19 protein-coding genes and 2 tRNA genes are annotated in these 25,532 nt (G+C 49.1%); 9 read left to right on the plus strand and 12 right to left on the minus strand.

Features of this window, described 5'->3' with window-relative positions:
- Positions 1-114: 114 nt before the first annotated feature.
- The 6 genes from sucC to mltG form a co-directional block, all read right to left on the minus strand.
- Positions 115-1,278: an ADP-forming succinate--CoA ligase subunit beta gene (sucC, locus tag QUD54_RS02420; RefSeq protein WP_286337370.1), complete on the minus strand. Its 1,164-nt coding sequence runs from the start codon at positions 1,276-1,278 to the stop codon at positions 115-117.
- A 22-nt stretch (positions 1,279-1,300) separates the two neighbouring features.
- Positions 1,301-1,861 carry a Fe-S-containing hydro-lyase gene (locus QUD54_RS02425; protein ID WP_286337371.1) on the minus strand — a complete coding sequence of 187 codons (561 nt, stop codon included), beginning with the start codon at positions 1,859-1,861 and terminating at the stop codon, positions 1,301-1,303.
- A gap of 9 nt (positions 1,862-1,870) precedes the next feature.
- On the minus strand, positions 1,871-2,722 hold the full coding sequence (locus tag QUD54_RS02430; protein WP_286337372.1) for a fumarate hydratase: 852 nt from the start codon (positions 2,720-2,722) through the stop codon (positions 1,871-1,873).
- A gap of 2 nt (positions 2,723-2,724) precedes the next feature.
- On the minus strand, positions 2,725-3,678 hold the full coding sequence (mdh, locus tag QUD54_RS02435) for a malate dehydrogenase (protein ID WP_286337373.1): 954 nt from the start codon (positions 3,676-3,678) through the stop codon (positions 2,725-2,727).
- Positions 3,679-3,852: 174 nt separating this feature from the next.
- A complete protein-coding gene (locus QUD54_RS02440; RefSeq protein WP_286337374.1) occupies positions 3,853-6,078 on the minus strand; it encodes an NADP-dependent isocitrate dehydrogenase in 2,226 nt (741 codons plus the stop codon).
- A gap of 103 nt (positions 6,079-6,181) precedes the next feature.
- A complete protein-coding gene (mltG, locus tag QUD54_RS02445) occupies positions 6,182-7,126 on the minus strand; it encodes an endolytic transglycosylase MltG (protein ID WP_286337375.1) in 945 nt (314 codons plus the stop codon).
- Position 7,127: 1 nt separating this feature from the next.
- On the opposite strand from mltG, the gene QUD54_RS02450 reads away from it, so the two are divergent.
- A complete protein-coding gene (locus QUD54_RS02450) occupies positions 7,128-9,656 on the plus strand; it encodes a YhdP family protein (RefSeq protein ID WP_286337376.1) in 2,529 nt (842 codons plus the stop codon).
- Between the two features lie 2 nt (positions 9,657-9,658).
- On the opposite strand, the gene QUD54_RS02455 is transcribed toward QUD54_RS02450, so the two are convergent.
- Positions 9,659-10,858, minus strand: coding sequence for an ABC transporter permease (locus tag QUD54_RS02455; protein WP_286337377.1), 1,200 nt, complete (start codon positions 10,856-10,858; stop codon positions 9,659-9,661).
- A gap of 93 nt (positions 10,859-10,951) precedes the next feature.
- Positions 10,952-13,528 (minus strand): preprotein translocase subunit SecA, encoded by a 2,577-nt coding sequence (gene secA / locus QUD54_RS02460; RefSeq protein ID WP_286337378.1) that lies wholly within the window; start codon positions 13,526-13,528, stop codon positions 10,952-10,954.
- 136 nt (positions 13,529-13,664) lie between these two features.
- On the opposite strand from secA, the gene lolA reads away from it, so the two are divergent.
- Positions 13,665-14,189, plus strand: coding sequence for a LolA-like outer membrane lipoprotein chaperone (gene lolA, locus QUD54_RS02465; RefSeq protein ID WP_286337379.1), 525 nt, complete (start codon positions 13,665-13,667; stop codon positions 14,187-14,189).
- Here the strand turns inward: lolA and QUD54_RS02470 are convergent.
- Both QUD54_RS02470 and acnB read right to left on the minus strand, forming a co-directional pair.
- Entirely contained in the window at positions 14,170-14,550 is a 381-nt protein-coding gene (locus tag QUD54_RS02470; protein WP_286337380.1) for a hypothetical protein, read from the minus strand. The two genes, lolA and QUD54_RS02470, sit on opposite strands and share 20 nt — an antisense overlap.
- A gap of 50 nt (positions 14,551-14,600) precedes the next feature.
- Entirely contained in the window at positions 14,601-17,174 is a 2,574-nt protein-coding gene (acnB, locus tag QUD54_RS02475) for a bifunctional aconitate hydratase 2/2-methylisocitrate dehydratase (RefSeq protein ID WP_286337381.1), read from the minus strand.
- Between the two features lie 204 nt (positions 17,175-17,378).
- Here acnB and QUD54_RS02480 point away from each other — a divergent pair, with 204 nt between their 5' ends.
- Entirely contained in the window at positions 17,379-18,914 is a 1,536-nt protein-coding gene (locus QUD54_RS02480) for a DUF2235 domain-containing protein (protein ID WP_286337382.1), read from the plus strand.
- Here QUD54_RS02480 and QUD54_RS02485 read toward each other — a convergent pair.
- Together QUD54_RS02485 and flgL are read right to left on the minus strand one after the other, a co-directional pair.
- Positions 18,911-21,115, minus strand: a complete 2,205-nt coding sequence (locus QUD54_RS02485; RefSeq protein WP_286337383.1) for a DNA translocase FtsK — start codon at positions 21,113-21,115, stop codon at positions 18,911-18,913. The genes QUD54_RS02480 and QUD54_RS02485 overlap by 4 nt on opposite strands.
- Before the next feature lie 72 nt (positions 21,116-21,187).
- Complete coding sequence (gene flgL, locus QUD54_RS02490; RefSeq protein ID WP_286337384.1) at positions 21,188-22,924, minus strand: flagellar hook-associated protein FlgL; 1,737 nt, start codon at positions 22,922-22,924, stop codon at positions 21,188-21,190.
- Between the two features lie 179 nt (positions 22,925-23,103).
- Between flgL and QUD54_RS02495 the strand changes: the two genes are divergently transcribed.
- From QUD54_RS02495 to coaD, 6 genes are all read left to right on the plus strand, one after another.
- Positions 23,104-23,379 carry an HU family DNA-binding protein gene (locus QUD54_RS02495; protein ID WP_286337385.1) on the plus strand — a complete coding sequence of 92 codons (276 nt, stop codon included), beginning with the start codon at positions 23,104-23,106 and terminating at the stop codon, positions 23,377-23,379.
- 89 nt (positions 23,380-23,468) lie between these two features.
- Positions 23,469-23,555: transfer RNA gene (locus tag QUD54_RS02500), tRNA-Leu, on the plus strand.
- 24 nt (positions 23,556-23,579) lie between these two features.
- Positions 23,580-23,654: transfer RNA gene (locus QUD54_RS02505), tRNA-Gly, on the plus strand.
- A gap of 239 nt (positions 23,655-23,893) precedes the next feature.
- Positions 23,894-24,526: a flagellar basal body P-ring formation chaperone FlgA gene (gene flgA / locus QUD54_RS02510; protein ID WP_286337386.1), complete on the plus strand. Its 633-nt coding sequence runs from the start codon at positions 23,894-23,896 to the stop codon at positions 24,524-24,526.
- A complete protein-coding gene (locus QUD54_RS02515) occupies positions 24,523-25,050 on the plus strand; it encodes a UbiX family flavin prenyltransferase (protein ID WP_286337387.1) in 528 nt (175 codons plus the stop codon). The genes flgA and QUD54_RS02515 overlap by 4 nt, the downstream gene beginning before the upstream one ends.
- Positions 25,047-25,532, plus strand: a complete 486-nt coding sequence (coaD, locus tag QUD54_RS02520) for a pantetheine-phosphate adenylyltransferase (RefSeq protein WP_286337388.1) — start codon at positions 25,047-25,049, stop codon at positions 25,530-25,532. Before QUD54_RS02515 ends, coaD begins: the two co-directional genes overlap by 4 nt.

The following is a 25,532-nucleotide window of genomic DNA, read 5'->3' on the forward strand; positions in this document are numbered from 1 at the left end:
TCTCCTTTCTTTTCATTCGGTAACCCGACTTTTTGGATGCAAATATGCATACCAAAAACTCGTAAAAAGCTACGTATGTGAAACAGTTCACTTTCGACTGACGCTTTTTACCCTTTACTTTGCAGCTTCGACGGCTTTTTTCGCACCGTCCGCAAGATCTTCGGCTGCAATGATGTTTTTGATACCGGCATTTTTCAAAATCTCCGCTGCCTCTTCGGCATTGGTTCCGTCGAGTCGGACAATGACGGGAACGTTGACATCGGTGATTTTCGTCGCTTCGAGAATACCGTTGGCGACACGGTCACAACGTACGATCCCGCCGAAGATATTGACGAAGATCGCCCTGACATTCGGGTCTTTGAGAATAATTTCGAAACCTTTGGCTACCGTTTCGGGATTCGCCCCGCCACCCACGTCGAGGAAGTTGGCTGGCTCGCCGCCTTCGTGCTTGATAATATCCATTGTCGCCATCGCGAGCCCCGCACCGTTGACCATACATCCGACATTTCCGTCGAGTTTGATGTAACTGAGGCCGTGCTGTTTCGCTTCGACTTCGGTCGGCTCCTCTTCACTGAGGTCACGCATTTCATGAATGTCCGGATGGCGCCCGAGTGCATTGTCGTCGAAGCCCATCTTCGCGTCGAGTGCGATGAATTTTCCCTCACCCGTTTTGATCAGAGGGTTGATCTCGATCATCTCGGCATCTTTGTCCATGTAGACATTGTAGAGTGCCTGTGCGAACTTGATGAACGGCCCGATCTCTTCTTTCGCGAGGCCCAGGCCAAATGCCAGTTTTCGTCCGTGGAATCCCTGGAATCCGATGGCCGGGTCGATCTGGACTTTAACGATTTTCTCGGGCGACTTCGCAGCAACCTCTTCGATTTCCATTCCACCTTCGGTCGATGCCATCATGACCGGCATCTCCGCGGCACGGTCGAGGACCATACCGAGATAGAATTCGGCTTTGATGTCCGCACCCTCTTCGATATAGACCTTCTGAACCAATTTTCCTTCCGGCCCCGTCTGATGTGTCACAAGCGTCATACCGAGAATTTCGTCGGCCCAGTGGCGTACTTCATCCAGCGATTTCGCAAGCTTGACGCCACCGCCAAGCCCGCGTCCTCCGGCATGAATCTGCGCTTTTACGACCCAGAGATTTCCTCCAAGGTTTTTTGCGGCTTCTACCGCTTCATCGACAGTAAATGCCACCTGTCCTCGCGGAACGGGAACACCGTACTGACGAAAAATCTCTTTCGCTTGATATTCATGAATATTCATATCTCAACCCTTTCTATAAGATTTAGTCTTTTACTTCATACTGTTTCCGACCCTCTTCGTAAAGGTCGTTACCATATGCATCGTTGATTACCGTAACCGGGAAATTCTCCACTTTGAGCATACGGATCGCTTCGGGACCGAGCTCTTCGTATGCAATCACTTTCGCATCCTTGATCAATTTTCCAAGAAGTGCACCCGCACCGCCTGTCGCACCGAAATAGACGGCTTTGTACTCTTTGCAGGCATCTTTGACTTCCTGGTTGCGCTTCCCTTTTCCGATCATCCCTTTAAGGCCGTATTTGATAAGGGTGGGCGAGTAGCTATCCATCCGATAACTCGTGGTCGGTCCTGCACTTCCAATCGGATCGCCGGGTTTTGGCGGAGTTGGACCGACAAAATAGATAACAGCTCCCTGAAGTGGAAACGGCAGTTCCTCTTTATTTTCGATCAAATCGACAAGACGTTTGTGTGCGGCGTCTCTTGCCGTAAAAAGTGTACCTGAAAGATAGACGATATCCCCTGCTTTGAGGTTCATGATGTCTTCGTCCGTAAGGGGTGTCGTAAGATAGTGTACTTGACTCATTATCAATCCTTAAAGCGTAACATGGCTGTGTCTACTGCTGTGGCACTGTACATTGACACTCACCGGCAGACTCGCGATATGGCATGGGTTTTTTTCAACATGCACGGCGAGAACCGTTTCCGTACCACCCATACCCATCGCACCGATCCCAAGTTTGTTCAACTCGTAAAGCAACTCTTTTTCAAACTCTGCCACCTCGGGATCCGGATGCGGTTTTCCCGCTTCTCTGAAGAGTGCGAATTTACTTGAAATCGCCGCCTTTTCGAAGGTTCCTCCAATACCGACACCGACAATGATCGGGGGACATGGATTAGGTCCCGCTTCGGAAATAACGCTTTTGACAAAATCGATGACACCTTCCCGCCCCTGCGCCGGTGCCAATACACGGGCACGACTGACGTTCTCGCTTCCTCCGCCTTTGGCGGCATATTCGATTTCGATCGTATCACCCTCGACCAGGTCGATATGAATAACTGCAGGGAGGTTGTAGCCTATTTTGTCTTTCAGGTTCTCACGGGTGAAGCAGTCACAGGTCGAAGCACGGAGATACCCTTCGACATACCCCTGCTCGGTCCCTTCGTTGATAGCATCTTTCAAAAGTCCACCGGTTATCTTTACATCCTGCCCGATCTTGACGAAATAGACGGCAAGGCCGGTGTCCTGACAGAGCGGTCTTTTCTCTTCGCGTGCGATTTCGGCATTTTCGAGCAACTGTTCCAGCACTTTTTTCGCTACCGGACTCTTCTCTTTTTCATGCGCTTCTTTCAGCTTTTTAAGAGCATCTTCCGGCAGGTTCGTCGCTGTGTGGATAACCATGTTTTTGACGGCTTTTACAATATCTTCATAGGCAATCTCTCTCATGATCACTCCTCGAAAAAGTTGTTTTCGTTGAGAGTATCGATCAGTTTTTGAACGGACTCGACAGATTTTCTGAACATTTTGCGTTCACATGCATTGAGAGAAACGTTGATGATATCCTCGGCACCGTTTGCACCGATGCTGACCGGAACTCCGCTGACGACATCGCTGTAGCCGTACTCTCCGTCGAGATAGACGGCACACGGATAGATCTGTTTTGTATCTTTCAAAATCGCTTCGACCATGATCGTCGCGGATTTAGCAGGTGCATAATAGGCGGAACCTGTTTTTAGATAACTGACGATCTCCGCACCTCCATGTTTCGTTCTTTCGACGATTTCATCGATCTCTTCGTCTGTCAAAAGATCGTTAAGCGGAACACCTGCAACTGTAGAGTACCGTGGAAGCGGAACCATGTCATCACCATGCCCTCCCATGACAGATGCGCGGATTTGGCCCGCTCCATAGCCAAGTTTTTCCTGAATGAAGTAGGCCATTCGCGAACTGTCGAGGATACCGGCCATCCCAAGTACACGATTTCTCTCGAAACCGCTCTCCTTGAGTGCAACGTAGGTCATCGCATCCAACGGATTGGAGACCATGATGATAATGGCGTTTGGCGAATAGTTTTTGATATCACGAACGACTTCGCGTGTAATCAATGCATTTTTCAAAAGCAGGTCGTCACGGCTCATTCCCGGAAGGCGTGGGCTTCCTGCGGTCACGACGACAACATCGCAGTCGCTGAGCTGTTCAGGCTCTTCGGCCACGGAAACGATAGTATGGCTTCTTGCCGCAGCGGCCGCTTGACTCATATCCAGTGCTTTGCCCTTCGCGATATCGATTTTGTTATCTCGAAGTATGATTTCATGGCAAGATCCATTCATGGCAAGAATAAACGCGGCCGTCGAACCAACATTCCCAGCTCCAACGATTCCGACTCGTTTTCCTTTTCCCATTGGCAATCCTTTTTTTTAAATTTTTCCAGCCTGCCGATTTGGTGAGACTATAGAAGAGAATATACAAGTATAAAGTATATGTGAAGATAAACGAATAAAACTTCAAAGATTCAAAATTTTACCCACCTATCTTGTTTAGTTTTCCCACACCCTAAGGGTGCGGAAAAACGAATATTATGCGATGGAATCGATAATTTTGTTGAGAGTTTCGCTCGGGCGCATCGCTTTTTCGGCTTTGGCGTCATCCATATGATAGTACCCGCCGATATCCTGCGGTTTGCCTTCGGAAGCGAGAAGTTCGGAGACGATCTTCTCTTCGTTCGCTTTGAGCTGCTCGGCTACCGGTGCGAAGTGTGCCGCCAGGTGTGGTACTTTGTCCTGTTTGGCCAGCTCTTCGGCCCAGTATATCGCAAGATAGAAGTGGCTTCCACGGTTGTCGAGCTGACCCACTTTTCGAGACGGAGATTTTCCGTTACTGAGTAGTGTACTGACAGCGTTTCCAAGTGTTTCGGAAAGTACCGCGGCCATTTCGTTGTCGTACTTGCGCGACAGATGCGCAAGAGACTCGGCAAGTGCAAGGAATTCACCCAGTGAATCCCATCGCAGATGCCCCTCTTTAAGGAACTGTTGAACGTGTTTCGGTGCCGATCCACCCGCACCTGTTTCAAAGAGTCCGCCACCAGCGAGCAGAGGAACGATCGAAAGCATCTTCGCAGAGGTTCCGAGTTCGAGAATCGGGAAAAGATCTGTGAGATAATCACGAAATACGTTTCCGGTGACGGAAATCGTATCTTTGCCTTCACGGATTCGTTTGAGCGAGTAACGCATCGCATCGACCGGTTTCATAATCTCGATGGTTAGACCTTCGGTGTCGTGATCCTGGAGGTAGACTTTAACTTTTTTGATCAGTTCCGCATCGTGCGCACGGTCTTCGTCCAGCCAGAAAATCGCCGGAGATCCGCTGAGGCGTGCACGCTCGACCGCAAGGCGTACCCAGTCTTTGATCGGAAGATCTTTGGTCTGGCAGGCTCTCCAGATATCATCTTTTTCGACAACGTTTTCGGTCAGAACATTGCCTTCTGCGTCGACAACACGGATAACGCCGTTGCCCGGAGCCGTGAATGTTTTGTCGTGAGAACCGTACTCTTCCGCTTTCTGTGCCATCAGACCGACGTTGGATACGCTACCCATCGTCGTAACGTCGAATTTTCCGTTGGCTTTACAATCTTCGATAACTTCCTGATAAGCTTGTGCATAACAGCGATCCGGGATCATCGCGTTGGTATCGTACGTCAGACCGTCCGGCCCCCACATTTTCCCGCCGATACGGATCATCGCAGGCATGGAAGCATCGATGATAATGTCGTTTGGAACATGGAGGTTGGTAATACCGTTGTCGCTGTCGACCATCGCGAGCGGAGGATTTTTCTCGTAAACCGCTTCGATGTCTTTTTTAATCTCTTCCTGCTTCTCGGCAGGCAGTTTTGACATTTTTGCATAAACATCGCCAAGACCGTTGCGTACGTCGACACCAATCTCTTTGAATGTTTCACCATGTTTGTCGAAGACATCTTTGTAGTAGACAGTCACTGCATCACCGAACATGACCGGGTCTGAAACTTTCATCATCGTCGCTTTGAGGTGCAGTGAAAGCAGTACGCCTTCCTCTTTCGCCTTTTCCATCTGCTCTGCATAGAAATCGCGCAGCAGTTTACGGCTCATACGGGAAGAGTCGATCACTTCGCCGGCTTGAAGAGGCAGCTCCTCTTTGAGAACCTGTACATTGCCCTCGGAGTCGACGAATTCGATGCGTGCAACTGTCTCTTTTTCGACCGTGGCGGACTTTTCCGTACCATAAAAGTCGCCGTCTTCCATCCAGGAGACATGTGTTTTGGAGTCGCTGCTCCATTCGCCCATACTGTGCGGATTTTTGCGGGCAAACTCTTTAACCGCTTTGGCGGCGCGTCGGTCGGAGTTACCCTCGCGAAGAACCGGGTTGACAGCGGATCCAAGACATTTGGCATAGCGTGCTTTAATCTCTTCCTCTTCCGGAGTTTTCGCCTCTTCCGGGAAATCCGGCAAATCGAAGCCATGCTCCTGAAGCTCTTTGATCGCCGCTTTAAGCTGAGGAATAGATGCAGAAATATTCGGAAGTTTGATGATGTTCGCTTCCGGTTTTTTCACAAGTTCGCCGAGAGCAGCGAGGTTGTCCGGAATGCGCTGATCTTCACGCAATCTCTCGGGAAATTGAGAAATGATACGGCCTGCAAGTGAAATGTCACACTGCTCGACATCGACACCTGCCGATTTCAAAAAGTTCTTGACGATAGGAAAGAGCGAATAGGTCGCCAGAGCCGGCGCCTCATCGATCTTTGTCCAGATAATCTTTTGTTCTGCCATGAAGTTCTCCTGTGTTGATGGTTTTGATAATTAAATCATAACACCTGGAGAATTATTTTCTTCCTAAAGCTGTTCCATCCATTCGTCAAAACATTAAAGTGTTTCATTTGTTAACACTTTTTATCGCTCTGAGATGGGAACTGTAACGCTTCGTAAAGATATGCCTGCCGTTTTTGCCTTTGACAAAATATAGATAATCGGTACCGGCAGGTTTTATGGCGGCCCTCAATGCAGCGAGCGAGACACTGCCAACCGGATATGGTGGCAAACCACGGTATTTATAAGTATTGAAATGTGTCATATCGCCCATAATCCGACGTTTGGTGACTTTGGTATGAGAATACTTCCCATAGTTGAGCGTTCCATCCATCTGAAGAGGCATCTTTTTTCTCAAACGGTTGTAGATAACGGCGGAGACGAGCGGCATCTCCTTTTCATCGGCTGCCTCTTTTTGAATAATCGATGCAATCGTTACATATCGAAACCATTTTTTTTGATTGTAAATACCGAAAAATTTCTTCGCCAGAGTCTCGTGCCGTTTAAGTGAGCGATTCACCAGATAATAGATCAGATGCTCCTCACTGATGCCGATGGGAATATAATAGGTATCCGGCCAGATAACGCCATCTGGATAGGGAGCATACTTTCGATAGGCGGCATCGAGTTTTCTTTTATCGAGATGGAGCTTAGTCGAAAGCTCTGCAAGAAAAAGTTCCCGCGTCTCTCCGGGAATCAGTGTTATTTCTGTCATCGCCGCTTTTGCATGCGTAATTTTATAGAGAAGGTCGGCTTTGCTCAGGTGTTCCGTTCCAATATCGATCCACCCCTGCTGAGGGTATCCGAAAAACCGCAGGAGATACCGGTCGAGCCCGTTAAGGTCGAGCCCGTTTCGATGCAGATATGATATAATCGTTGCACCCGAGCCGGATGGAAGATAGAGAACCCGGCTGCTCCTAACCGGCTGAACAAGATAAAAACCGAGCGATAAAATGATAATAACAACGGCAAAAATTGTCCACTCCGCAATTTTAAAGATTTTACTTCTCATTGTGCTGTTGTCAATCACTCTCTTTTTCACCCTTACACACGGTATTACACTCCACAAAATCAGCCTGCCAGGCCTCGAAATTAATGAATTCTACATTAAACTCGATAAAAAACTCATCATTACAATCAATAAAATAAAAATCGAAAAATCGAAAAAATCATCCGGGGCCATACAGGAAATCGATAAAATTGCACAATGGCTCCAGTATCTTCCCCACTATTTCCATCAGGTTCAGATCGATGATCTGGCAGTCGGGAAACAGCATCTTCACCTACTCTATCTGAATGATATCTTTTATGTCGATACCGATATGCTGCAACTCGCATCCAAAATAACCTACCTGCCGGCAGAAAAGAGGATCGCTGCAAATGTCCATAAACTCTATATCAAAGCACCGAAACTTTCGCTTGCCGGAAATTTCATATACGATATACCGGAAAAAAGATGGAAGGGAGATGGAAAATACCATGCATTCGATATCGACGGCCGCTTTTCCCTCTCTCATATCAACAACGTCATACGATTCGAACTCGACTCCAAACCGGCAGCGTCCATCAAAGCACTGATCGACTATATTGCGCCTCCTGAGCCGATCAAAGTCTGGATCTATCCAAAGATTCCTGCAAAACGCTACATACTCCACTATCTGAAGGGAGAGATCACCCTGGAAAAAGATGGCTCCGTCGCTTTTGATCCGAAAAGATTGAAGGCTTCGGCAACGGCATATGATGCCAAAATATATTTTCATGCCGATGTACCTCCCGTCTCCACCAGACAGATCGATATTACGCTGAAAAACGACGTTCTCGCTTTCAAGTTGTACGACCCCCTCTACGAAGGGAAAAAACTAAATGGCAGCTACGTCAAAATTCGCGATCTCACAAACCGCCACGCCGAACTCGATGCCCATATCGTCGTCAAAGACAGAATCGACACATCCATCAAAACCATACTTTCCGCCTACGGTATCCAACTTCCCTTCGTTCAGACCGAGGGTAAAACCGATGCCGTGGTTGACCTGACTGTACAGTTGGTAACAGGCAAAGTGACACGGTATAGAGGGGTTTACAAGGCGAAATATGCCAAACTTCTCTTCGACAACGTCATTCCCCTTCCCGTCGAAAACCTGCATGTCATCTCACGTGACTCGACGATAACGATCAATCCCTGCCATGTAACGCTCGATCCCTATCTGGATGCGACACTGAGTGGAACGATCGATCTACGTGAGAAAAACGGAACCTTCACACCACTTATACACCGTCTACAATATCGGTACGCGACCCTCCCACTGCTTAAGATGAAAAACCGGCGTGTTCCCGTCACGATGCATTTCGACAAGAAGATCACCTTTGCACTTCCGGATCTCGAACTTTCCATTTCCTATATCCCCGGCGGAAGTGTCAAGATAACGGCATCGGATCTCAAACATCTAAAGCCCTATTTTCAAGGACCGCTTGTTTCGATAGAAGATGGCAGCTTCGAGGCGGCATTCTCTTCAAAAACATTCGAGACAAATGGTACGCTTGAATACGCCAACGATATTCTATCGTCCAAAGGCAGACCTATCGAAAAATTTGTCTTCGAAGCACATAGAAGCCCGGGCCAGATGACGCTTAGAATCAATCGAAATATTTTCATTACGGCCCAGCAGCAGAGGACATTTCTGAATATAAAAGCGGTGGATATCCATATCGCGAAACTGCTGGAAAAAATAGAACCTTATCTTTCCGACGATTCGAACGTCAGCCAAAAAGGCGAAAGCCATATGCTTCATATCGAAGGGCATGAGAGTACGCTCTTTTACAAATCTTTGAAGCTTCCGTGCAAGTTTTACAATGCACAGATAAAGCGCGGCCCTTTTTCCATCAAATTCGTCTCGAAACATGAAACGGGAGAGATTCGGGGTATTATCGAAAATGGCCATATCGATATCGGGGGAAAACATCTTCCCGACTACGTTATGCGGGGCCTGACGACGCTCGAACATCTTTACGGTGGCTATTTCGACTTCAACGCGATCGGAAAAATCGACGATTTCAACGGTACGATTCTCATGCAGGACACTCTCTGGGCGAAAAGTGCCGTTTATAACAACATGCTGGCAATGCTCAACACCATCCCCGCCGTTTTGACATTGAAGAACCCCGGCTTCAGTAAAAAAGGGTTCAAAATCAAACGGGGCGCCCTTCAATACCATTTCAAAAGCCCCATTCTCTTTTTCGACAATATTCTCCTACAAGGAGACAGTGCCCAAATTACAGGGAGAGGAAAAGTCGATTTCGAGTCTGACACCATCGCCATGAAGATGCAGATCCATTTTCTGGAGAGTCTCACCAATGTACTCAGCAAAATACCCGTCGCGGGTTACCTCATTTTCGGTAACGATGGCACGATAGCGATCACGCTCAATATCGACGGACCACTGCAGAACCCGAAGGTCCGGACAGAGACGGCGAAAGATATCATGAAAGCACCGCTCAATATTCTCGAACGGACCCTGACGCTACCCTTCAAACTTTTCCGCTGACGCTATTCGTTTCTGAGTACTTTCAGCGAATCGATTTGAGATGCTTTCTTCGCAGGATAGAAAGACGAAAGGAGTGTAATGATGAAAGCACCGACGATGATGCTGACGAAATCACTCCAGTCAAGATCGAGTGGAAGGCGGCTCGTGCCGTAGACATCTTCCGGAAGCGAGATGATGTCGAAATGTTTCAGAAGCTCCATACCGCCAAGCCCGAGCAGCGTTCCCACGACGACCCCTCCCACTCCTATTATCAGCCCGAGCCTGAAAAAGATCTGCAGGATCTCTTTTTTTGAGGCACCGAGTGAAAGCAGCAGGGCGACTTCGTTTCGGCGGTTCATCACCGTCATAAGAAGGGAGCTGACGATATTGAGCGAAGCGATGAGAATAATCAGCATCAGTACGATGAAAAGTGCACGTTTCTCCATCTGCATCGCTGCGAAAAAATTGCCGTTTTGCTGCCACCAACCAACAATGCCGACAGTCGAAGGAAGTTCCGAACGGATCAGGCCGATGTCATGCATCGGATTTTCGGATACGATATGTATACCGTCATATTGGCCGGGCTGACGTTTGAGGATCTTTTCCAAACTCCTGAAAGAGGTGTAGTAATAACTCTCATCATACGCATTGAGCCCCGAACGGAAAAGGCCTTCGACACGAAATCGTTTTGCAAGCGGCATCATGGAGAGTCCGGCGGGCTCCATCTTGGAAAAGAGGAACATGATTTTATCTCCGATATCGATGTTGAGCTCCCGTGCCAGAGGTTTTCCGATGATGACGCCATATTTGCCGAAAGATTTATTATACGCTTTTGCGAAAACTTCGTTCACCTCTTTCTCGCGTTCGGGATCGATACCGAACATCAGACCACCCTTGAGTGTCCCACCGTTTCGAACAAGTACCTGAGACTGCATATAGGGGCTGAATTTGAGATCGATGAATTTGTTCTCCAGTGTTTCGAGCAACTCGTCATCTATGGCACCCCGGACCTTGGGATAGATCGTCAAAGGATAGTTCATGACGAAAAGTCGCTTTTCAAACTCTTTTTCCATCCCGTTCATAATCGCCATCGCGATAATCAGAACCGTAACACCGATGGCAATACCGAGAAATGCAAGGATCGCAGAGAGAAAGATAAAGGGGTGTTCACGATCGAAGCGCAGATAGCGCCTGACCATCGTATTTACGAATTTCCGGTTCAACTACAAATGTCTCCTTTCTTCACGAACGAGTCCGCAAAGAAATTCCTCTCACTGAAGCTTCGCCTTTGGCGAGGTATTCTCTCGTAAATCTATTCATTGCCCGGCAAGCACGCCGCGTTTAGGACCGCTTTTTCCGCAGCATTGTTTGTATTTTTTGCCGCTTCCGCACGGGCAAGGATCGTTGCGAGCCGGCTTCTTCTTTGTCAGCGGTGCAAGATCTTCTTCTTTGTTTGTCGAGAAGTTTTCGAGCTCCGCTTCCATCTGACGGCGCATCTTCTCGATCGCCTCCTGCTCCTTCTCCAGTTCCTCTTCACTTTTGAAACGGATCAGATAGAGCGTCTTGAGTGTTTCGCGTTTGATCGATTCGACCAGTTCGGTAAAGAGGTTGTAACTCTCTTTTTTGTACTCGACGAGCGGATCTTTTTGGTTATAGCCGCGAAGGCCGATACCGGTTTTGAGGATATCCATCTGATAAAGATGTTCGCGCCACGCATTGTCGAGCACCTGCAGATAGAGAATGCGCTCGATCTCGTTGCGCTGTTCGGGATGAAGTGCACCCATCTTCGCCTCGTAGCGCTCTTTGAGCTGTCCAAGAAGATACTCGAAGAGTTCATGGTAATCCTTCTGCACCAACTCTTCGGCTTCGAACGCCTCACCCAGCTCTTCAAGCAGTTTCAGGCGTAGCTTTTCAAGATCGAAATCTTCCTGCGGCGCACCGTCGAAGATGCCGCACTCCATCATCAATGCCTGCAGATACTCCTCGCGGATTGCATCGATCTTGCCGGCAATATCATACTCGGGATTGAGAAGTTCATGACGGAAACGGTAGATGATCTTTCGCTGTTCGTTGGCCACATCGTCATACTCGAGCAGATGCTTACGCGACTCGAAGTGAAGGTTTTCGACCTTTTTCTGGGCTTTTTCTACCGCACGTGTCACCATCTTCGATTCGATATACTCGCCCTCTTCGACCCCCATACGCTCCATGATCGTCTTGATGCGTTCGCTGCCGAAAATACGCAGTAGATGATCCTCCAGGCTCAGATAGAACCGGCTCTCGCCCGGATCTCCCTGTCGGCCGGAGCGGCCGCGCAGCTGGTTGTCGATGCGGCGGCTTTCGTGCCGCTCGGTTCCGATGATATAAAGACCCCCAAGCGCCCGGACTTCATCGTCTATTTTGATGTCGACCCCGCGGCCCGCCATGTTGGTCGCAATCGTTACAGCGCCTTTCTTGCCGGCGTCTTTGATGATCTCCGCTTCGTGCTCATGATTTTTCGCATTCAGAACGTTATGCGGAATCTTCTCTTTTTTGAGCAGTGCGTGCAGTGCTTCCGACTTCTCGATCGAAGCAGTCCCGACCAGTATTGGCTGCCCTTTTTTGTTACGCTCTTTGATGTCACGTATCACCGCGTCGAATTTTTCTCGCTCGGTCTTGTAGATCAGGTCGGGCTGGTCCTTTCGGATAACCGGAACATTGGTCGGAATGGAGATGACGTCGAGATTGTATATCTCGGCAAATTCCGTCGCTTCGGTCTGCGCCGTACCTGTCATACCCGCAAGCTTTTCGTACATACGGAAGTAGTTCTGGAACGTGATATCGGCAAGCGTCTGCGACTCCTCCTTGATCTCGACACCCTCCTTCGCTTCGAGTGCCTGATGAAGCCCTTCGCTGAAACGCCGCCCCTCGCTCAGACGCCCCGTAAACTCGTCGACGATAACGATTTCACCGTCTTTGACGACATAGTCGACATCCCGTTCAAAAAGGTGGTGTGCTTTGAGTGCCTGGTCAAGATGGTGCGCAAGAACGGCATTCTCCATCGCATAGAGGTTGTCGACACCGAAAAGTTTCTCCGCCTTTTCAATCCCCTTTTCCGTCACCAGAATGACTCGGTTCTTTTCGTCGACGGTGAAATCTTCGTCCCGGACCATCTGACATGCCACTTTGTCGGCACGCGTATAGTTCTCGAGTTTGCTGCTGGTCGGCCCAGAGATGATAAGCGGTGTTCTCGCTTCGTCGATCAAGATAGAGTCGACTTCGTCGACGATGGCGTAGTAGTGGTCGCGCTGCACCATCTCGTCGAGCGAATATTTCATATTGTCGCGAAGATAGTCGAAACCGAATTCATTGTTGGTCCCGTAGGTAATATCGGCATCGTATTGCGCCTTGCGGGAAGCATCGTCGGGAATGTCGGCTGTAATCGTACCCACCGTGTACCCGAGAAATTCATAAATCTTCCCCATCTCGGTGGCATCACGTTTGGCAAGATAGTCGTTGACCGTAACGACATGCACACCGCGCCCCAGCATGGCATTGAGGACAACCGGAAGTGTCGCGACGAGCGTCTTTCCTTCACCTGTTTTCATTTCCGCAATTTTATTATCATGCAACACCATCCCACCGATCAGCTGAACATCGAAATGGCGCATGCCGAGCGTACGTTTGGATGCTTCACGCGTAATGGCGAAAGAGTCGAAAAGCACATCGTCCAGCGTCGCTTCACCGTTTTGAACCATCTGTTTGAGTGAATCGAAGGCGGTTTTCAACTCTTCGTCGCTCATCTTCTCATATTTTGGTTCCAGCACATTGATCTTTGCAACCTTTTTCTGATACTTTTTCAGCTCTCTGTCGTTGGCTGTTCCGACAATGGCACGAAAAACCGATTTAATCATATTCTATCAACCTTTTTGTGATCCTGATAACGGATAGAACGTACCATAATACTTTAATGAAACGTACTATCCGCTATATCTGTTTTAAGCGAATGATTTTATCACACTTTTACAAAGCTTTCTATAAAATCGATCTATGAAAAAAACAGCCCTGTACATACTTTTTACATCTTCCCTCTTCGCATCGCTTTCCATTCCAGGTCAGATTCGAGCTTCATTTCATCAGACGGTCGTCAACTCCGAAAACAACCAGACACTCGACTACCGCGGTTTGGTCTGGATGAGACTTCCAAACGAGGCCAAATGGATATACAAAGAACCGGTTGAAAAGATTATCTGTCTGACCCAAAATCGGGCATGGATTATCGAGCCTGAGCTCGAGCAGGCAACACTTTTTCAACTGGAGAAAGCGATTCCTTTGCTTAAGATTCTGAAAAAAGCCAAAAAAAGTGGCCCAAACAGATACAATGCGGAATATGAAGGGGTCGAATACAGAATCGTCACCAATAACAAGGGGCAATTGAAGCAGATCGAGTATACGGATGAAATGGGAAACCGTGTCACCCTCGCTTTCGAAAATGTCGAAACCGAACCGTTCGACGATTCGTTTCTAAAGTGTACGATTCCAGAGGAGTACGATCTTATCGACGGGCGTTATTGAGAATTTGCCTGATCTTTTCCAATGTACATGTTTCGATCTTGATATTTTGAAGATAAACAAAATCGACTTCAATGCCGTACTTTTTGTCGGCAAGATCGATAATCATCTTTTTAAACTGCTCTTTTCCCGAAGAGGTCACCAAAGTTTCCGCCCAAAAACTTCCAACAGCCGTCTGAACCACATCCATCAGCTGAATTTCGTTTTCTTCGATATCGCGTCCCTGTAGGACCAAAGAGATCTCGACATTGACCGGTGTACGCTCTTTTTTTAGAAGAAGTGTGGTTTCGATATGGTCGAAAGAGAGCATTCCAGCAAAAAGAGAGAGATTCAGAAGAAAAATGGCAAGTATGCTTTTAGGCATGGAGGCTCCAATGGAGAAGGACCGGGCTGCAAGCCCGGTCTGTAAAGATCTTAGCTGACCATATATTCGAGAGTTTCTTTATCGACGAGGTGGAAGTTGAGATATTTATAGACATCCTCCTCTTTGCCGGCAATTGCCTTGGGAACGATATCGAGATACTCTTCTTTGGTCGGGATTTTGCCCAAAAGTGCGCAGACCGCTGCAAGTTCGGCACTTCCGAGATAGACCTGTGCGCCTTTTCCCAGGCGGTTGTCGAAGTTTCGTGTCGATGTCGAAAAGACGATCGCATTGTCGTGAACACGTGCCTGGTTACCCATGCAGAGTGAACATCCGGGGATTTCGGTGCGTGCACCCGCCTGGCCATAGATGGCGTAGTATCCCTCTTCGATGAGTTCCTTCTCATCCATTTTCGTGGGCGGTACGACCCACAGGCGTGTCGGAACCTGCCCTTTGCCCTTGAGCACCTCGCCCAAAGCGCGGAAGACGCCGATGTTGGTCATACAAGAGCCCACGAAGACTTCATCGATCTTTTTCGGACGTTTGGGATCCGCCAACACTTCGCTCAGAGTAGCTACATCGTCGGGATCGTTGGGGCAAGCGACAATCGGCTCTTTGATTTCGTTCAAATCTATCTCGATGACCGCGGCGTACTCCGCGTTCTCGTCCGCTTCCATCAGAGTCGGATTTTCGAGCCATTTTTTCATGTTGTCGATTCGACGCTGTATCGTACGCTTGTCTTCGTATCCATTGTCGATCATCGCTTCGAGCAGCTTGATGTTCGAATTGATGTACTCGATAACCGGCTCTTTGTCGAGTTTGACGGTACATGCCGCCGCACTTCGTTCCGCGGAAGCGTCGGAGAGTTCGAACGCCTGCTCACACTTGAGGAACGGAAGCCCTTCTATCTCGAGAACGCGGCCGGCGAAGATGTTTTTCTTCCCTTTCTTCTCGACGGTCAGAAGTCCTTCTTTGATCGCATAATAGGGAATCGCGTTGACGAGGTCACGCAGCGTGATACCGGGCTGCAACTCCCCTTTGAAACGAACCAGAACCGACTCCGGCATATTCAGAGGCATCGTACCGGTAACCGCCGCGAACGCGACGAGGCCGGAACCCGCCGGGAAGCTGATGCCGATAGGAAAACGAGTGTGACTGTCGCCACCCGTCCCGACTGTATCGGGTAGGACCATGCGGTTGAGCCAGCTATGGATAATACCGTCACCCGGGCGAAGAATCACGCCGCCGCGGCTCGTCCAGAAAGGGGGAAGCGTATGCTGAAGCTTGACGTCCGCCGGTTTCGGATAGGCTGCCGTATGACAGAACGACTGCATGACGAGGTCGGCACCGAAACTCAGTGCCGCAAGCTCTTTGATTTCGTCGCGCGTCATCGGGCCCGTCGTATCCTGACTGCCCACTGTGGAGACTTCGGGCTCGACATACATCCCCGGACGAACCCCTTCCATACCACACGCTTTTCCAACCATTTTCTGTGCGAGCGTATAGCCCACACCCTCTTTGCCTTCCGGCTGTTCCGGGCGTGCGAAGATATTCTCTTCGCCCATGCCGAGCGCTTCGCGCGCTTTGCGTGTCAGATTGCGGCCGATGATGAGCGGAATCCGTCCACCGGCGCGGTATTCGTCCGGAAGCGTGTTGGGCTTGAGTTTGAATTCGCTGACCACTTCACCGTCTTTGAGAATTTTGCCTTCGTATGGCTTGATGGTGATGACATCGCCCGTTTCGAGCTTGTCGACCGGTGCTTCGATCGGAAGCGCTCCGGAGTCTTCCGCCGTGTTGAAGAAGATCGGTGCGATGATACTCCCGATAATGACACCGCCGGTACGCTTGTTCGGAACGCCCGGAATATCTTCGCCAAGGTGCCACTGAACGGAGTTGATACCCGATTTACGTGAAGAACCCGTACCGACGACGTCACCGACATAGGCGACCGGATGGCCCTTCTCTTTCAGTTTTTTGATCGTTCCGATAGGGTCTTCCATCTTCGCGACGAGCATACTGTTGGCGTGAAGCGGGATATCGCTTCGCGTGAAGGCTTCACTGGCCGGAGAGAGGTCGTCTGTGTTGGTTTCGCCGGGAACTTTGAAGACCGTGACGGTAATCTCTTCCGGAAGTTCGGGACGGTTCAGGAACCACTCGGCGTTCGCCCAGCTTTCGAGAACCTCTTTGGCATATTTGTTGCCGTTGTCGGCGAGCTCTTTGACATCGTTGAACGCGTCGTAGACCAGCATCGTATGCTTCAGCTGGTTGGCCGCTTCCTGTGCGATTTCGGCATCTTCGTGAGAGAGTGCGTCGACCAGGGGTTTGACGTTGAAACCGCCCAGCATCATGCCGAGCATTTTGACGGCACGGAGTGGAGAGATGGCCGCCGTCTTCGCATGGCCCTGGACGATATCGTTCAAGAAAGCCGCTTTGACGTAGGCAGCATCGTCGACGCCCGGCGGTACCCTGTTTTCAAGAAGGTCCAGAAGCTTCTCCTCTTCGACGATCGGAATCTCCTTGAGCAGTTCGATTACCTGCGCCGTCTGCTCTGCAGTGAGCGGAAGCGGAGGAACACCCAGCGCTTCGCGCTCTTTGACATGCTTTTCATAATCGGCCATAAAACCCATTATTTCTCCTTCGTATGGTTTGGTTTCAGTCATTTTATCAAAGAGTCGTAATTTTTTTTATACCATGTAACTTTATGTAACACATAATTTTTCGAATGTGTTGAATGGTAACGCCTAACGAATCTCGTGACCATATAAAATCCAAAATTAACTCTATTTGTTCAAAGCAAACATATGTTAGGCTTGAAGCAAAAAGGAAAAAGCATGAGAAACCTTGTCGTCTGTGCCGATGGCACATGGAATACACCCGAACAAAAAGAGCATGACATTCCGGTACCCACAAATGTCGTCAGAATCTTCAATTCCATAGCCAAAAGCGACAAAAACGGTATCGAACAACTGCGCTACTATCACCCCGGTGTCGGAACCGATGGCACGTGGTGGGAGAAAATGGCCGGTGGTGCGGTCGGTGTGGGACTCGGAAAAAACATCAAAAGTGCCTACAAATGGCTCTGTGTCCATTACGAACCGGGGGACAGAATTTTTCTCTTCGGATTCAGCCGAGGTGCCTACACGGTAAGAAGCCTTGCAGGCATGATCGCCGCATGCGGGCTGCTCGACCTGACGGATCTTCCGGATGAAACGTTGTGGGAACGGGTGCAAAAAGCATACGAAGAAGGCTACAGAAAAAGGAAGAAGCGTTCGGAGTGGTCCTCCGGATGGAACTTCCACAAGAATGAAAAAGAGAAAAAAGCCATTCCCATCCATTTTCTGGGAGTTTGGGATACGGTAGGAGCACTCGGTATTCCCAACAACATGGCCATTCTCAATCTGCTCGATTCGGTCAAAAAATACAATTTCCACGATACGAAACTCGGCGCCCATGTTCTGCACGGCCGCCACGCCGTCGCGATCGACGAACAACGCGCCAGCTTCTCGCCGACTTGCTGGAACAATATATCGGAACACAACGATGCCAAAGAGTTGTGGTTCCCGGGGGTACACGCCAATGTCGGAGGTGGATATGTCGATACGGGTCTTTCGGATATCGCCCTCCAGTGGATGATAGAAGAGGCGCGAGAAGCGGGCATCAATTTCAAAAAAGAGATGGTGAAACAGATCAAACCCGACATTCACGGAATTCTCTACGATTCACAGACGGGGATTTTCAAGCATATGCGCTCCATGCCAAGAAGCATGCCGCCCATCGTTCCCAAAAGTCTCAAAAAGAGCCTTCACCCTTCCGCGATCGCTCGACAATCCAACCCTCCAATCGATCAGACCGGTTACCATGAAACACGGTTTTTGAAAAAGGGAGAAAGTATCGAAATCCCTGTTTACGCCCTCGATCCATGGAACGAAACCGGTATCTATCTCGAGGCGAAGATAACGTACAAATTCGAGGCCTCGGGACAATGGATGGACCGAAATATAAAATGCGGGCCGGAAGGAGCCGATGACGGCCATTTTTATATCGAAGAGATTTTCCATATGGCAGGAACGTTATGGGGAAAGATCGAAGAACTCTATAAAAAGGTGACCAAAAACGAAGCGGCCGACTTTATCGGAAGCAGACGGGAAGAGAAGATCCCATGGTTCGCACTTGTGGGATCGATCGCCAACGGCGGCAATCCGAAAAAAGACGGGACACTGGGACGGCACGAAACTTTTAAAATCGGCAAAAAGTGCAAACATACGCCGAAAAAAGGAGGCTACCTCTTCACCTACGCCAACGATGCCTGGAACTTTTACGGCAACAACAGAGGAAGCGTGCGCTTAAAAATAACCTGTCTCGGCTAGCCGCCGATAATCTCCCTGTTCCCCTTGGCGTTCGGGGCGGAGATGATGCCCATACTCTCGAGCTGCTCGACGATACGGGCTGCCCGGTTGTACCCTATCTGAAGTCGGCGCTGAAGATAACTGATACTCGTCTTTTTGTCATTCAGTACGATCTGCTTCGCCTCTTCGAAAAGCGGGTCGATATCGTCTACGGTACCACTGCTTCCTCCCATACCTCCTTCGGTATCGCTCTCCTGCAGGAAATGCTCGTCATACTCGACAGGACGTTGTGCCTTGAGATACTCGACGATCTTCTCTATCTCCTCTTCGCTGCTCCAGGGTGCATGGAGCCGAATAAGCCCCCCTCCGCCAGGAGGCGTGAAGAGCATGTCGCCGCGCCCGAGCAGCGATTCGGCCCCCAGTGAATCGAGAATCACTTTCGAATCGATCTTCTGCCCGACTTTGTAGCTGATACGCGACGGAAGGTTGGCTTTGATGAGCCCCGTGACGACATCGACACTCGGACGCTGTGTCGCGACGATAAGATGGATACCACTTGCTCGCGCCATTTGAGCAAGCCTTGCGATCGAAAACTCGACATCTTTTCCACCTGTCATCATCAAATCGGCCAATTCGTCGATCACGACGACGATATATGGCAGTTGTTCGCGCTTCTCTTTTTTTGCTTTTTCATTGTAGGTCTCGATGTTTTTGGTGCGTGTTTGACTCATCATCTGATAACGCCGTTCCATCTCTCCAACCATATTCGAAAGAGCGGTAATCGCTTTTTTCGGCTGGGTGATGACAGGCGTCAGCAGATGGGGAATGTCGTTGTAAACCGAAAATTCGAGCATTTTCGGATCGATCATCATAAGGCGCAACTGGTCGGGAGAGTTTCTGTAAAGAAGACTCAGAATCATCGCGTTGATCCCGACACTCTTTCCGCTGCCGGTGGTCCCCGCAATGAGAAGGTGGGGAAGTTTCTTCAAATCCGTCACAAAAGGTTTTCCGACGATATCCTTGCCAAGGGCGATTGTCAATGGCGATTTCGATTTTTTAAAGATGCTGTCTTCAAGAATCTCCCGCAGATAGATCGTCTCGACCTCTTTGTTCGGAATCTCGATGCCCACCACATCTTTCCCGGGTACTGGCGCCTGAATGCGGATCGTCTGGGCACGCAGTGCCATCGCCAGGTCATCTTGAAGGTTCAGAATCTTGGAAACTTTTACATGGGCTGCAGGTTTGAACTCGAATGTTGTGACCACCGGCCCCGCATAGGTACGGACCACATCCCCTTCGATCTTGAATTTCGCCAATTTTTCCAGAAGATCGCTGATTTTTGCGTCGATTTCCGCTTCATTGACTTCACGGGTGCGCCTGGGCGGTTTTTGGAGAAAATCGAGTTTCGGGAGCTTGAAGTTTTTCGGTTTCTCCTGCTCTCCGATATCGATTTGAGCCAACAGTTTTTTATTCTCTTCGATCTCCTGAACAATCTCGATGGGAGCGTGTTCCGTTCTGGACGGGGCAGTTTGCGGTTGTGAAGTTTTCTCTTCGTTGTCCGCTTCCTTCAGTTCCGTATCCGAAAGGGAACGGCCATCCTGCGACAAACTTTCCCGTTCGGGCACGATACCCTCCGGCTCCCTTTCCATTCTCCCGGACGCATGCCCTTCGTCTTCACTTTTTTCTTTCTCTGGTGCAGAACGGTTTCGTGAAGGTTTGGCGATTTCGACGGCAGGGGCCGAATCATCATCCTGTATCATGGCCTTGATATCCGAAATTCTCCAGTGAATCTTCTCACCCCAAAGAATGACCCCTGAGAGTGTCACCGTCATAAGCCAGAAAAGCCAAACGCCTGCATCTCCGATAAACGGATGCAAGAATCCAACGATACTTCCTCCGATCCAACCATCCATAGGGGAGTTGACCAAAAGTGCCTGCAGAATGAGCAAAGAGAAAAGAAACAGAAGCCATGCCGAAAAACTCTCGATTTCGAAATCTTCGAATCGCTTCAATCTGTAGAGGCGATAAAGCGGATAGAGCATGAAGATAAAATCGACATACCCGAGATAACCAAAAAGCTTCAGATTATGCGTACCGATATAAGTACCGAGTGAGCCGACCATCCCGCTTTGCGGCAGGAATGTCGCGATGGCCCCGTAAATGAAGAAGATTGCGATTGTCAGTAAAAAAGCCGTTTTAAAAATGGTCGTTTCCTTCTGCATAGAGAATATTGTGCAACTCTGCGAATTTAAGAGAGTGATTATATCCCATCCTCCAATTCCTATGCAAGACAGTTAAAGATAATTAACCAGTGAAATATTCTGGATTTTGGCGATCGATGCCAACATCGCCTGGAAATTGAGACTGAGTTGGTTCAGTTTCATCGTCGCTTCGCCGATATCGGTATCGAGAACTTCCGAACGTAGTGTCTGTATATTGATTTTGAGTGTTTCGCTCCGTTCGACGGAATATTTGAGACTGTTGGACATCGCCCCGATCTTGGTGTGCTCTTTGCTCACATGTTCCATCACATGATCGATACGCGCCAATGCATTTTCTATGCCGGGATTTCTGGGATTGATTAGATTCTCCCCATCCGGATACAACAAGCCGTTTTCGACCGCTTCGATCGCCTCGTCAAGTGCAGCGAAAAGATCGTGTTTGGGGTCGTCGATCGTCAAGGCGTCATTGGTATTGAAAAGCAGATCCGGAGGTGTCGAATCGGAATAGAGAGCGAACGCCGTGACAGTATCGCTTCCGTTGAGATTTTCGACTACGATTCTGCCTTGATCATCCAGCACCGCTCTTGCATCCGGACTGTTGATCGTTGCATCGATCGTATCGAGCAAATTCTGAATCGTCGTCGTATCGTGGATATCGATCGTGGTTGGAGTGCCATTGAGTTCGAGGGTCACCGACTTTCCCTCCAGGGAGGTCGCGGTTGAAAGATCCGCCAAAAGCGTATTGGTTTTCGCATACTCACCTTTTTTTGCATCCGTTCCGTTGGTTGCATCCTGCACGAGCGTAAGCGGCATATTCGCACGAAATCTTGAAGTGTCTATCTTTGCAAAAAGGGCTCGATCATAGACATCGGCCCCTACATTTTCACTTTTGATAAATTCGATCCTCTTTGTGGGGTTCGAAGGATCGGTGTTGCTTCGCGCAAACAGATGAAAATCGAGCAGGCTGCTTCCTTGGAACTTGTCTGTAACATTGATATAGCCGTTTACCAGTCCGACATTCACCAAATCGCTGCCATATTCATTGGCAACGGCATCCATGATATCTTTAACGGTTTTCTGCGAAGAGAGTGTGACGGTGTCGGAAAAAACCGCCCCGTCACTTTTGCGCCCATGGATGATAAAATCATAATCGTCCGTGTTGCCTGTCAACGCTTCGATCGTAGTATCCAATGTCACCGGTTCTTGTGAATCAAACCGTGCCAAAGGAATATTTGTCGTGACTTTTCTGCTGACATTGCCATCTTCTCCCAGAAAAAGCTCCTCTCCCGGAATATTATAGGGAACTTCAACTTCGGCACCCACCACCGCTTTGATAGAGTCTCCATTGCCGTAATAGTTTCCCTTTTCATCGAGCGGCTTGACATCGAGCGCACTGCCTGAAAAGAGATAGCGTCCATTGATCGAACTGTTTCCCAGATTGACCAAATGCTCCTTCAGAGATTTCAGCTCGTTGCTGATGGCATAGTAGTTACTGTCGGCATTGGAACTGTTGGCGGCCTGAATCAGCAATGTTTTGAAACGTGTCAAAGCATCGGTAAACTGAAACATGACACTGTCGGTGTTGTTGGCGAAATTCTGCGCATCGGTCGCGACATCGACAGCCTGTGTCAGCGTATGCTCTTCATAATCGAGTCTCAACGTATCGGTAAAGACCGACGGATCTTCATAGCCATACTTTATCTTCATCCCCGAAGAGATCTGCTGGTTGAGTCTGTTGAGCTGCTCTTTGATATTCTGCTGGTCTGAAACAAATGTATTGAAAAAATTGTTCTGGGTAATACGCATCATGACCTTTCCATGTTATTCAAAACTGTACCATACATTGCAAGCAAATTGAGTTCCTCTTTAAATTATTGTAAACAATATCGGTAATAGCGGGATTTCGTTAAGTTTTTTTATAACTTTTCTTGCATTTTGAAATAAAACATAGTACAATGAACACGTAAATCTCATATAAGGATAGCTCTATGAAAAAAGCTGAATTTGTACAAGCAGTCGCCGAAAAAGCGGGATTGTCCAAAAAAGATACCGAAGCGGTACTCAACGCTGCACTCGAAACTATCACGGAAGCGCTTGCAGAAGGTAAAAGTGTGAGTTTCATCGGATTCGGTACATTTACGACCGCCGAGCGTGCGGCACGCAAAGCGAAAGTCCCGGGTACAGACCGCATCGTGGAAGTTCCTGCAACACGCGCTGTCAAATTCAAAGTCGGCAAGCAACTCAAAGAGGCTGTCGCAAAATAGCTTCAGAATCGAGATGCCGATTATTTTTTAATCGGCATTTAAGCTCTGTCTCACTAAAATTCCGCCAGTGATACAAAAAGGTGCCAGAAGCCGGGGTGGTGAAACTGGTAGACACGCCAGACTCAAAATCTGGTGGGCATTAGCCCGTGCCGGTTCGAGTCCGGCCCTCGGTACCATTCTGTTATCTGCAACATTTCGAAGCGGGAGTAGCTCAGTGGTAGAGCACAACCTTGCCAAGGTTGGGGTCGCGGGTTCGACCCCCGTCTCCCGCTCCATTCTCTTTTTTTCTTTTTTCCTATTTTTCGTTATCCCTCTTCATTCAGAAACACCAAAGCTTGAAAAACATTATCTCATACACTCAAACTGTATCACGCTTCAGGCGCTCGGAATCGGCGACGACCCCGGATGTCTCATCGAACTACCGAAAACACGCTACAAATGGCGTGTTCCCGCCTTCAAACTCAAAGCTGCCCTCGCAGAAAAAGGGATCGACGATATCGAAATCACTTCGAGTATGATCACATTCGAACGGCATCTTGGAAAAAGCTATCCAGCGCTTCAGAAAATCGTTGAAAAACGCTATCTTGACGCCTATCCCACCCTTCGAATCCACTCGCTCATCATCAAACCCACAAGTATGAAAATCGACGATTTCACACTCTCTCCTTCCTGCGACATCTCTCTTCCGAAACGGGCATTGCGAAAGAAAAAAGGAACCTTCGTCGTCAAATGCGGAAAATCCCGCCACTTTTTCCAATATAGTCTTGACGGCGTAATCGGTGTCTATAAAGCCAATCATCAAATAAAAAAAGATAAAATAATCGATTCATCGGATGTGACTGTGACGCAGGTGCCTTTTGAAAAGTTCTACGCTCCGCCTGTTACCCATATCGGTACGGGTGAGATGATCGCCAGACAGCATATTCCCAAAGGGAAAGTGATTATCGAGTCGATGGTTGCGGAAGTTCCGGCCGTTTTCAAACATCAGCGCGTACGCTGTTTCTACAAAGAGGGGGCGGTGCGTATCGAATTCGAGGGAACTGCCATGCAAAACGGCTCAATCGGAGAGACGATCTTGATCAAGAAATCGGACGGCAAAGCGCTTCGCGGCAAAGTGATAGAGAAAAAAACTGTGGAGATTCAATGAGAGTGGTGACAGCCATAACCGGTGCCAGCAGTGTGCAGATCGGACTGAAAATGATCGAAAAGTTTCCCTCCGATGTCACGCCCTATCTCATCATCTCCGACAATGCTGAAGAGGTGATCAAGCACGAATCGGTCCGGTTCTACCGCAACAGCGACATCGCCGCACCGATCGCTTCAGGATCTTTTCCGAGCGAGGCGATGATCATAGCCCCCTGCAGCATGAACACTCTCGCCAAGATCGCCTGCGGTATCGCCGACAATCTCGTCACCCGTACGGCGGCCGTGATGATCAAAGAGAACCGTCCGCTTCTTCTAGCACCCCGCGAAATACCGCTGAGTGCCATCGCACTGGAGAATATGTTGAAGCTTTCACGCCTTGGGGTCATCATCGCCCCGCCGATCATGGGGTACTACAGCGACCACGAAACGGTCGACGAGATGGAAAACTTCATCATCGGCAAATGGTTCGACCTGCTGGGCATCAACCACAATCTCTACAAACGCTGGAAAATCGAGGAAGCATGAAACGCGTTATTTACCCCGGGACTTTCGACCCCATAACCAACGGCCATATGGATATCATCATCCGTGCGACGCACCTTTTCGACGAAATCATCGTCGCCGTCGCCAAATCGAGTGAAAAAGGTCCGATGTTTTCACACGCTCAGCGCATCGCGATGGCGAAAGCGGCCTGCAAGTCGCTCGACAACGTCAAGGTGGAAGGGTTTTCGAACCTACTGGTCGACTTCTGCCGCCAGATGGAATCCACTATCATCATTCGCGGCCTGCGTGCCGTAAGCGATTTCGAGTATGAACTCCAGATGGGATACGCAAACGCATCGCTCGCGCCGGAGATCGAAACGGTCTATCTGATGCCGAGTCTCGAGAACGCCTTCATCAGTTCGTCGGTCGTCCGCTCCATCCTGAAACACGACGCTTCCTGTGCCCATCTGCTCCCACCGCAGGTCAACGCGATAATCGAAACGTCGATCAAATGCAAAGAGTAG

This window comes from Hydrogenimonas cancrithermarum (genome assembly GCF_030296055.1).
GTDB classification, from domain to species: domain Bacteria; phylum Campylobacterota; class Campylobacteria; order Campylobacterales; family Hydrogenimonadaceae; genus Hydrogenimonas; species Hydrogenimonas cancrithermarum.